This window comes from Nocardia neocaledoniensis (assembly GCF_029868625.1).
Taxonomy (GTDB): domain Bacteria; phylum Actinomycetota; class Actinomycetes; order Mycobacteriales; family Mycobacteriaceae; genus Nocardia; species Nocardia neocaledoniensis_A.
Genome location: NZ_JARWOJ010000031.1, coordinates 1 through 9,327, shown reverse-complemented (window position 1 = coordinate 9,327; position 9,327 = coordinate 1). Strand labels below are relative to the sequence as shown.

At 71.5% G+C, this 9,327-nt stretch carries 8 protein-coding genes and 1 pseudogene; 1 reads left to right on the top strand and 8 read right to left on the bottom strand.

The features are described 5' to 3' along the window. Positions 1-233: 233 nt before the first annotated feature. The 7 genes from QH270_RS01350 to QH270_RS01320 all read right to left on the bottom strand — a co-directional run bounded on the left by QH270_RS01350 (position 234) and on the right by QH270_RS01320 (position 8,177). Positions 234-1,196, bottom strand: a complete 963-nt coding sequence (locus QH270_RS01350) for a helix-turn-helix transcriptional regulator (protein WP_280338518.1) — start codon at positions 1,194-1,196, stop codon at positions 234-236. Next, positions 1,193-2,188 carry a helix-turn-helix transcriptional regulator gene (locus QH270_RS01345; protein WP_280338517.1) on the bottom strand — a complete coding sequence of 332 codons (996 nt, stop codon included), beginning with the start codon at positions 2,186-2,188 and terminating at the stop codon, positions 1,193-1,195. Before QH270_RS01345 ends, QH270_RS01350 begins: the two co-directional genes overlap by 4 nt. Positions 2,189-2,299: 111 nt before the next feature. Beyond that, positions 2,300-3,793 carry a long-chain-fatty-acid--CoA ligase gene (locus QH270_RS01340; RefSeq protein ID WP_280338516.1) on the bottom strand — a complete coding sequence of 498 codons (1,494 nt, stop codon included), beginning with the start codon at positions 3,791-3,793 and terminating at the stop codon, positions 2,300-2,302. 85 nt (positions 3,794-3,878) lie between these two features. Beyond that, positions 3,879-5,075 carry a 3-oxoadipyl-CoA thiolase gene (gene pcaF, locus QH270_RS01335; protein ID WP_280338515.1) on the bottom strand — a complete coding sequence of 399 codons (1,197 nt, stop codon included), beginning with the start codon at positions 5,073-5,075 and terminating at the stop codon, positions 3,879-3,881. Beyond that, the gene (locus QH270_RS01330; protein ID WP_280338514.1) at positions 5,076-6,233 is read right to left on the bottom strand and encodes an acyl-CoA dehydrogenase family protein; all 1,158 of its coding nucleotides are present in this window, start codon (positions 6,231-6,233) and stop codon (positions 5,076-5,078) included. A 24-nt stretch (positions 6,234-6,257) separates the two neighbouring features. Further along, positions 6,258-7,010 carry a 3-oxoacyl-ACP reductase FabG gene (fabG, locus tag QH270_RS01325; RefSeq protein WP_280338513.1) on the bottom strand — a complete coding sequence of 251 codons (753 nt, stop codon included), beginning with the start codon at positions 7,008-7,010 and terminating at the stop codon, positions 6,258-6,260. Between the two features lie 15 nt (positions 7,011-7,025). Beyond that, positions 7,026-8,177: an acyl-CoA dehydrogenase family protein gene (locus QH270_RS01320; protein ID WP_280338512.1), complete on the bottom strand. Its 1,152-nt coding sequence runs from the start codon at positions 8,175-8,177 to the stop codon at positions 7,026-7,028. A gap of 140 nt (positions 8,178-8,317) precedes the next feature. Here QH270_RS01320 and QH270_RS01315 point away from each other — a divergent pair, with 140 nt between their 5' ends. Next, entirely contained in the window at positions 8,318-8,953 is a 636-nt protein-coding gene (locus QH270_RS01315; RefSeq protein ID WP_280338511.1) for a TetR/AcrR family transcriptional regulator, read from the top strand. Here QH270_RS01315 and QH270_RS01310 read toward each other — a convergent pair. Continuing rightward, positions 8,926-9,327 (bottom strand): annotated as a pseudogene (locus QH270_RS01310) (hypothetical protein); the annotation flags it as partial. The gene QH270_RS01315 and the pseudogene QH270_RS01310 sit on opposite strands and share 28 nt — an antisense overlap.

Below are 9,327 nucleotides of genomic sequence, written 5' to 3'. Positions count from 1 at the left end.
GTTCGTCCGGCTCGAGCGCCAGCCCGAACCGGTCGGGCGGCACCTCGGTCGCGCCGCCGTCGAGGTCGGTGAGCCGCAGCCCGTGCTCGGCGATGTCGTCGAGGATCCGCTGACGCCCGACGAAGATGACGTCCATGCCCGGGGGGGGGGGGGGGGGGGCGGGGCGGGCCCCCCCCCCCCCCCCCCCCCCCCGCCCCCCCCACCCCGCTGTCCCCCCCGGCCGGGGCCCCCCCTCACACCCCCGCGCCCGGTTGGGGGCCCAGCGCCGCGTCGGCGCGATCGCGCACCGCGGCGACCAGTTCCGGTGGGCCGAGCGCGCTCACGCCCGTCCCGAAGCCCAGGAGCAGCCGCGCCATCCAGTCCGCGGACGCGAAGCGCATCCCCGCCTCGAGGCTGCCGTCGGCGCGGGTTTCGACGCGATGCATCGGGTACTGGTCGAGTACCCAGGCGTAATCGGCGCGGATGCGCAACCGGGCCAGCGGCACCTCGGGGTCGTCCTGGAACAGGTCGAGGGCGGCCGCGTCGGCGGCGGCGTGGCTCGGCGGCCGGGCGGGTTCGTCGAGTTCGGTGGCGTCCTCGATCCGGTCGAACCGGAACAGCCGGACGCCCTCGGCCTGCCTGCACCAGCCCTGCAGATAGCTGTTGTTGTCGACGAGGATCACCCGGATGGGGTCGACGATGCGCTCGGACACCTCGTCGCGGCTGGCCGAGTAGTACACCAGCCGCACGGCCCGCCCGTCGGCCAGCGCGGCGCGTACGGTGGCCACCACCGGCTGTTCGACGGGGACCGATACGGGCTTGCCGGTGATCTCGGTGTCACCGCTGGCGATGGCGGATTCGATCTTCGCGATGGCGGAGTGCGCGGCGGTCGGGTCGACCATGCCCGGCATCTCCACGATCGACCGCAGGGCCACCAGCAGGGCGGTGGCCTCGGTGGAGGTCAGGCGCAGCGGCCGGTCGATGCCCGCGGAGAAGGTGACCTCGATGCTCTCCTCGGAGAACGACAGGTCGATCAGATCGCCGGGGCCGTAACCCGGCAGCCCGCACATCCACAGCTGGTTGAGATCGCTCATCAGCTGCTTGGTGGTCACCCCGAGTTCGGCGGCGGCCTCGGCGGCGCTGATGCCCGGGTGCGCGAGCAGGTACGGCACCATGTTGAGCAGGCGCGAAAGGCGCAGGGACAGGCGCGAACTCACGACGTCACCTCCGTGTGGTCGAGTACCGACCGTAGCCGGTTCATCACATCGGCGCGCAGTTCCGGCGGATCGAGCACGAGCACATCGGGGCCGAGTCCGGTGATCAGCCGGGCGACCCAGTCGCGCGAGCGCACCGGAACCTCGACGACATCGCCCGGCCTGCCGCCGAGTTCCCTGGTCTCGAGCTCGGTCCCGATCCGGCGCAGCTCCCGGCCGCGTCCCTTGGCGACCCACACCGTCGCCGAACCGGTGACGGGCGCGTCGCCGGTGACGCGATCGACGATGGCGCGCAGGTCGGCGTCGGCCGGTTTGCGGACGGCGTTGTGCGGCCCGTAGGGGGTGACCTCGCCGCCGATGCGCGAGAGCCGGAAGGTCCGCACGGCGTCGCGTTCACGATCGTGCCCGACCAGGTACCAGCGCCCGTGCCGGGTGACCACGCCCCAGGGCTCCACATCGCGGGTGACGAACGGGTCGGTGACGGCGCTGTGGTGCCCGAAGCGCACGGCCTGTCCGGCATCGATCGCGGCGAGCAGCTCGCGCAGCACGGGTTCGGAGCCGCGGGTGCGCGCCGGCACCGCGGGTACCGACACCCCGACGTTCTCGGTTTCGACGGTGACCCCGGCGGCGCGCAGCTTCAGCAGCGCGCCTTCAGCGGCACTCGCGAGCTCCGGCGACGCCCACATCTGCACAGCGACGGCGACTGCGGCCGCCTCCTCGCTGGACAGGTCGATATCGGGCAGTTCGTAGGCGTCCCGGTTGATCCGGTAGCCCTCGAGCGTGGAGAACCGTCCTACGGGACCCACTTCCAGGGGAATGCCCAGGTCGCGCAGTTCGTTCTTGTCGCGCTCGAACATCCGGCTGAAGGCCTCGTCGGTCGCGGAGTCCTCGTAACCGGCCACACTCGCGCGAATGCGCTCCGCGCTCAGGAACTGCCGGGTCGACAGCAGCGCGATGACCAGATTCATCAGCCGCTCGACCTTGGATATCGCCACCCGATAGAGGGTAATGGTCGCGGTACCGGCGCGGCGCGTCGGCGCACGGTTGGGCGACGAGCGCGACACCGCCCCACCGCGACCCATCACCGCCGCGTCGCGGAGTGCCGGTCAGCCCGCCCCGCCGAAGCGTGCGCGCAGTTCCCGCTTGAGTACCTTGTGCGTGGGACCGAGCGGGAGTTCGGTGACGAACTCGACCCGGCGCGGGTACTTGTACCTGGCCACCTGCTGCTTGCCGAACTCGATCACCTCCGCGGCGGTCAGCTCGCCGTCGGGCACCACCACGGCCAGGATCTCCTCTCCGTAGTGCTCGTCGGGCACGCCGATCACCGCGACCTGCGCGATCCGGGGATGCCGCAGCAGCGCGCCCTCCACCTCGGTGGGGTACACGTTGAACCCGCCGCGCAGGATCATCTCCTTGACCCGGTCGACGATGCGGATCCGGCCGGTCTCGTCGCGGGTGCCCAGGTCACCGGTACGGAACCAGCCGTCGACGACGGCCGCGGCGGTGGCTTCCGGCCTGCCGGTGTAACCACTGAACACGTTGTGCCCACGCACCACCACCTCACCGGTCGCGCCGACGGGAAGCAGCTCGATCCGGTCGGCGATGTCGGGATCGGCGATCTCGACATCGACGCCCCACACCGGATGCCCTACCGAGCCCGCCACCGCGCCATAGGCGGGCTGGTTGACCGCCGCGGTCGGCGAGGTCTCCGAGAGCCCGTATCCCTCCAGGATCGGGGCGCCGAACACGCGCTCGAAGTCCTCGAGGACGGTCGGGGGCAGCGCGGCACCGCCGCTGACACAGAGCTTCAGCTCAGGCAGGGCCGGAGCGTGCGCCGCGGCGGCGATCAGCGAGTGGTACATGGTCGGCACGCCGTGGAAGAGGTTGACCCGTTCAGCCGTCATGAGCGCGATCGCCGCGGCGGCGTCGAATCTGGGCAGCAGGACCAGGGTGCCGCCGATGCGCCAGTGCGAATTCATCGACACCGTCTGCCCGAACACGTGGAACAGCGGCAGGGCGCCCAGGGCGATGTCGTCACGGTGGATCTCGTTGGCATCGAAGGTGTTCACCGTCGCGCACATCACCATGTTGAGGTGACTGAGTTCGGCGCCCTTGGGGGTGCCGGTGGTGCCGCTGGTGTAGAACACCACGGCCGTGTCGGCGGGGTCGCGCGAGACGAACGCCGGGATGGCGGCGCCGACGAGGTCGGCCGGGGCGACGGCATCGATGCCCGCCGCGGCCGCCGCCGCGGACCCGGTCTCGGCCACCATCGGGTGACAGATCAGCAGCGTCGCGCCGCTGTCGCGCAGGACGTACTCCATCTCCGGCGCGGTCAGCAACAGATGCACCGGTACCACGGTCGCGCCCGCCGCCAGGATGGCGAAATAGGCGCGGGGGAAGTCGGCGGTGTTGGGGCACAACAGCGCCACCCGGTCGCCGGGGCGCACGCCCCGGTCGATGAGGGCGCCGGCCTGTTCGCGGGCCTGCCGCCACAGGTCGGCGAAGGTGATGCGGGTGGTGCCCTCGATCAGGGCCGGGTGATCGGGTCGGCGGCGGGCGGGTTCGGCGAGGATGCTCGCCAGGGAGAGAGTGGCATTCACGGTATTCCTCAGGGTGATTCGGCTGCGATGGCGAAAAACGCGGTGCCGCGGAGCGCGGCGGTGGCCGTGTGCGGCCACGGTGTCCTCAGCGGTGCAGGTGCACGGCCAGCCCCTGCCCCACCCCGACACACAGGGTGGCGATCGCGTGGCGGGCACCGCGGTCGGCGAGTTCGAGGGCGGCGGTGAGCGCGAGCCGCGTCCCGCTGGCGCCGAGCGGATGCCCGAGCGCGATCGCGCCGCCGTTCGGGTTGACGTGCTCGGCGTCGTCGGGCAGGCCGAGCCCGCGCAGCACGGCCAGCGCCTGCGCGGCGAAGGCCTCGTTGAGTTCGACGACATCGATGTCGCCGATGCCGAGACCCGTGCGGGCGAGCAGCTTCTCGACCGCGGGCACCGGACCGATGCCCATGGTGCGCGGCGGCACGCCCGCCGCGGTGACCGCGCCGATCCGCGCGAGCGGGGTCAGCCCGTAGCGGCGCACCGCGTCGGCCGAGGCGAGCAGTACCGCCGCCGCGCCGTCGTTGATGCCAGAGGAGTTGCCCGCGGTGATCGATCCGCCGGGCACCACGGCGCGCAACCCGGCCAGCGCCTCGGCGCTGGTCTCACGCGGATGTTCGTCGGCCGCGACGACGACGGGTTCCCCGCGCCGGCGCGGCACCGGCACCGGCGTGATCTCCCGCGCCAGCCTGCCCCGCGCGACGGCCGCGGCCGCCCGCCGTTGCGAACGCAGGGCGAAGGCGTCCTGGTCGGCGCGGGCGATGCCGTGTTCGTCGGCGACGTGCTGGGCGGTCTCGGGCATCGAGTCGATTCCGTACCGCTCCCGCATCCGCGGATTCACCAGCCGCCAGCCGAGCGTGGTGTCGGCCAGTTCGGCCGAACGATCCCACGGCGCGGCGTTCTTCGGGACGACGAACGGCGCCCTGGTCATCGACTCCACACCGCCGGCGATCACCAGATCCGCGTCACCGGTCCTGATCGCCCTGGCGCCGTAGCCGATCGCGTCCAGCCCCGACGCGCACAGCCGGTTGACGGTCACGCCCGGCACCGTCACCGGCAGCCCGGCGAGCAGGGCCGCCATCCTGGCGACATTCCGGTTGTCCTCGCCCGCCTGGTTGGCGCAGCCGAACACCACGTCGTCGATCGCGCCGAAGTCGACGGCCGGAAGCCGTTCGGTCAGTGCGGTGATCACGTGGGCGGCCAGATCGTCGGGACGCACCGGTGCCAGCGCGCCACCGTATCGGCCGAACGGCGTGCGCACGCCGTCGACCAGGAACGCCTCGCCCATCTACAGCCCCATGTCCTTGGCGATGATGGTCTTCATGACCTCGCTGGTGCCGCCGTAGATCCGGTTGACCCGGTTGTCGGCGTACAGCCGCGCCACCGGATATTCGGTGATGTAGCCGTAGCCGCCGTGCAGCTGCAGGCAGCGGTCGATCACCCGGGAGGCGACCTCGGTGCAGAACAGCTTGGCGGAGGCGGCGTCGGCGGGGGTCAGGTCCCCGGCGTCGAGTGCGTCCAGCGCGCGGTCGACCACGGCCTCGGCGGCGTCGACCTCGGCCCGGCACGCCGCCAGCTCGAACTTGGTGTTCTGGAAGGACGCCACGGGCTGGCCGAAAACGGTACGGCCCCTGGTGTATTCGAGAGCGAACCGGATCGCGGCCTTGGCCTGCGCGTAGGCGCCGACCGCGATGGACAACCGCTCCTGGGGCAGATTGCGGCCCAGATAGGTGAATCCCTTGTGCTCCTCACCGAGCAGGTCGGTGACCGGCACCCGCACGTCGGTGAACGACAGCTCGGCGGTGTCGGACACCTTCAGCCCCAGCTTGTCCAGCTTCCGGCCGACCGCGTAACCGTCGGAGGCGGTGTCGACCACGAACAGCGAGATGCCGTGGCGCCGATCGGTGTCCGTGGGCGGGGCGGTGCGCGCGCAGACGATCACCCGGTCGGCGTGCACGCCACCGGTGATGAAGGTCTTGGCGCCGTTGAGCACATAGTGGGTGCCGTCGGCGGACAGCGTGGCGGTGGTGCGCATGCCCGCCAGGTCCGATCCGGCGCCCGGCTCGGTCATGGCGATCGCGAACATCAGTTCGCCGGTGACGAAACCGGGGAACCAGCGCCGCTTCTGCTCGTCGGTGGCCAGGCTCTTGAGGTAGGGCAGGCACAGCCCCACGTGTACACCCGAACCGCCGAACATCACCCCGGCACGGGCGGCCTCCTCCATGAGCAGGGCCTGGAACTTGAACGAGTCGATGCCCGCCCCGCCGTACTCCTCGGGGACCTCGATCCCGAACACGCCCAGCTCGGCCAGCTTCAGATAGAACTCCCTCGGCACGATGCCGGCCTGGTACCACTCCTCGTAGACCGGCACGACCTGGGAATCGATGAACGCCCGCAGGGTCTTGCGGAACGCTTCGTGCTCTTCGTTGTAAACGGTGCGCTGCACTGCTGGAAACTCCGGTTCTCTCGATTACAGACGGCGTCCGCCGTCGACGTACAGGGTCTGGCCGGTGACGAATCCGGCCTGGTCGGAGGCGAGGAAGGCCACCACGTTCGCGATGTCGGCCGGTGCGCCGACCCGCCGCAGCGGGGTCACCGCGGCCGTCTTCGCCTGGAGTTCTTCCGCGCTCACCCCGACGCGGGCGGCGGTGGCGGCGGTCATCTCGGTGACGATGAAGCCGGGTGCGACGGCGTTCACGCGGATGCCGAACGGCCCGAGTTCCATGGCCAGCGTGCGGGTGAGCCCCTGGATGCCCGCCTTCGCGGCCGCGTAGTTGGCCTGGCCCCGATTGCCCAGCGCCGACACGCTCGACGTGTTGACGATCGCGCCGCCACCGTTGTCCACCATGTGTTTCTGCGCGGCCCGGCTGCACAGGAACGCGCCGCGCAGGTGCACCGCCATGACGGTGTCCCAGTCGTCCACCGACATCTTGAACAGCAGGTTGTCGCGGAGCACGCCCGCGTTGTTCACGAGCACGTCGAGCGAGCCGAGATCGGTGACGGTGCGCGCCACCGCCGCGGCGACCGAATCCTCGTCGGCGACATCGCATCCGATGCCGATGGCGGTGCCGCCCGCCGCGTTGATCCGGCCCGCGGTGAGCACCGCGGCGTCGGTGTCGCGGTCGACGACGGCCACGGCGCAGCCGTCGGCGGCCAACCGGGCCGCGGTGGCGGCGCCGATGCCGCGGGCGGCGCCGGTGACGAAGGCGGTTCTCTGGGTCATGCGGATACTCCCGGGTCAGACGAGGGCGTTCACGCCGGTGAGGGCGCGGCCGATGAGCAGTTTCTGGATCTGGGTGGTGCCCTCGTAGAGGGTCAGCACGCGCGCGTCGCGCAGGTACTTCGCGACGGGGTATTCGTCGATGTAGCCGTAGCCGCCGAACACCTGGATCGCGTTGTTGGCGGCCTTCACCGCGGCCTCGGAGGCGAACAGCTTGGCCATCGACGCCGCGGTACCGAACGATTCCCCGCGATCGACGAGATCGGCGGCGCGCCAGGCCAGCAGCCGCGCGGCCTCGGTGTCGACGGCGATGTCGGCGAGCAGTTCCTGCACCAGCTGATAGCCCGCGATCGGCTTGCCGAACTGCTCGCGCTCCCCCGCGTACCGCACGGACGCCTCGAGGCAGGCGCGCGCCACCCCGACGCACCCCGCGGCCACGCCGATGCGCCCCTTGTCCAGGGCCGCCATCGCGATACGGAAGCCCTCTCCCTCCGCGCCGAGACGCAGGGCGTCGGGAACTCGCACCCGGTCGAGGACCAGTTCGGCGGTCGCCTGGCCGCGCAGGCCGAGCTTGCCCTTGATCTCGGTCCGGTCGAACCCGGGCGTATCCGTGGGCACCAGGAACGCGGTGACACCGCGCGGGCCTGGGCCCCCGGTCCTGGCGAACACCAGTGCGACGTCGGCCCAGGTCCCGTTGGTGATGAAGATCTTGGTGCCGTCGATGATCCAGTCCGCGCCGTCGCGGGTCGCGCGGGTGGTCAGGTTCGCCGCGTCGGAGCCGGTCCCCGGTTCGGTGAGCGCGAAGCAGCCCAGCTGCTCGCCCGCGCACAGGCCGGGTAGGAACCGCCGCTTCTGCTCGGGGCTGCCGTAGCCGGCGATCGACTTGCCGACGAGGCCGAGCGACACCGACACGATGCCGCGCACCGAGCTGTCGCCGCGCCCGAGTTCCTCGAGCAGCACGCAGTAGGCGAGCATGTCGCCGCCGGAGCCGCCGTACTCCTCGTCGATCCCGATGCCGAGGAAGCCCAGCGCGCCGAGCTTGCCGACGACGGCCGGGTCGACCGACTCGGCGCGATCCCACTCGGCGGCGAACGGAACGACTTCCTTGTCCACCCAGGTGCGGGCGAGCTCGCGCAGGTCGCGATGCGCTGGCGTGAGTTGGAGATCCACGGGGCCACTCCTGAACCGAACGTTGTTAGGTTTACTCGGGCACCGTATCCTAACGGTGTTCGGTTAATCAAGGGCCGAATCGGTGATCGGTGATAGCGTTCGAACCCGCACCCGAACCCCCGAGCAGACAGGAGTGGCGCATGGCCAGGCCCCGCGTGCCGCTGTTGAGCCGCGAGCGCATTCGCGAGGCCGCGCTGACCCTGATCGACCGGGACGGCCTGGCCGAGGTCTCCATGCGCAAGCTGGCCGCCGAACTGGGCGTCCAGGCCGCCTCCCTGTACGGCCACTACCCGACCAAGGACGACCTGTTCGACGACATCGCCACCGGCATCATGAGCCACGTGGACACCTCGGCGTTCGACACCGCACGCTGGGACCTCGCCCTGGCGGACTGGGCGCGCAGCTACCGCTCGGCGCTGGTCGCGCACCCGAACTTCGTGCCCTACCTGGCCGCCGGCCCCGGCAGGCGCGCCGAGAACCTGCGCGCCGCCGACGCCGTGCACGGCGGACTGGTCGGCGCGGGCTGGCCGCCGCGCTACGCCACGATGATCGGCGCCGCGACGCGATACCTGGTGATGGGATCGACCGTCGGCTCGTTCGCGGGCGGTTTCGCCGACGACGTGCAGGTCTACCGGGACCGCTATCCGCACCTCAACCAGGCGCATCTGCTGCGCGCGGTGGCCGACGAGATCGACGACGACAGCTTCGAACTGGCCCTGAACGCGTTCATCGCCGGGCTCGGCGCCACCTACGCGACGGTCGTCGGCGTCGGCTGAGTCCGCGAACGACGACGGGGCCCGGGGGGCCGAACCCCTGACGCACCAACGGCCCCCGGGCCCCGCAATTTGCCCCCCCGCCGGGGGGGGGGCCAAAAAAAGGCGATAAGCGCGGAGCCGCCCGCGGGGCCGACGGCTTGGTTTCCGATGAAGCCGCGGCGCGTGGACGGTCCGTCCAGGAAGACGCCGGTGGCGAGGCGCTCGGTGATCGTCGGCACGTCGAGGGTGCCCACCGTGTCGGCACGCACCCGCTGGTGCACGAGCCCGGAGTCGTGCACGGCACGCAGGGCACTCGCCAGCGAACCGGCGAGCGCGCGGACAGCCGGCACCGGCAGCGGGCCGTGCGGCTCGACCGCCCGCTCGGGGCGGATCCC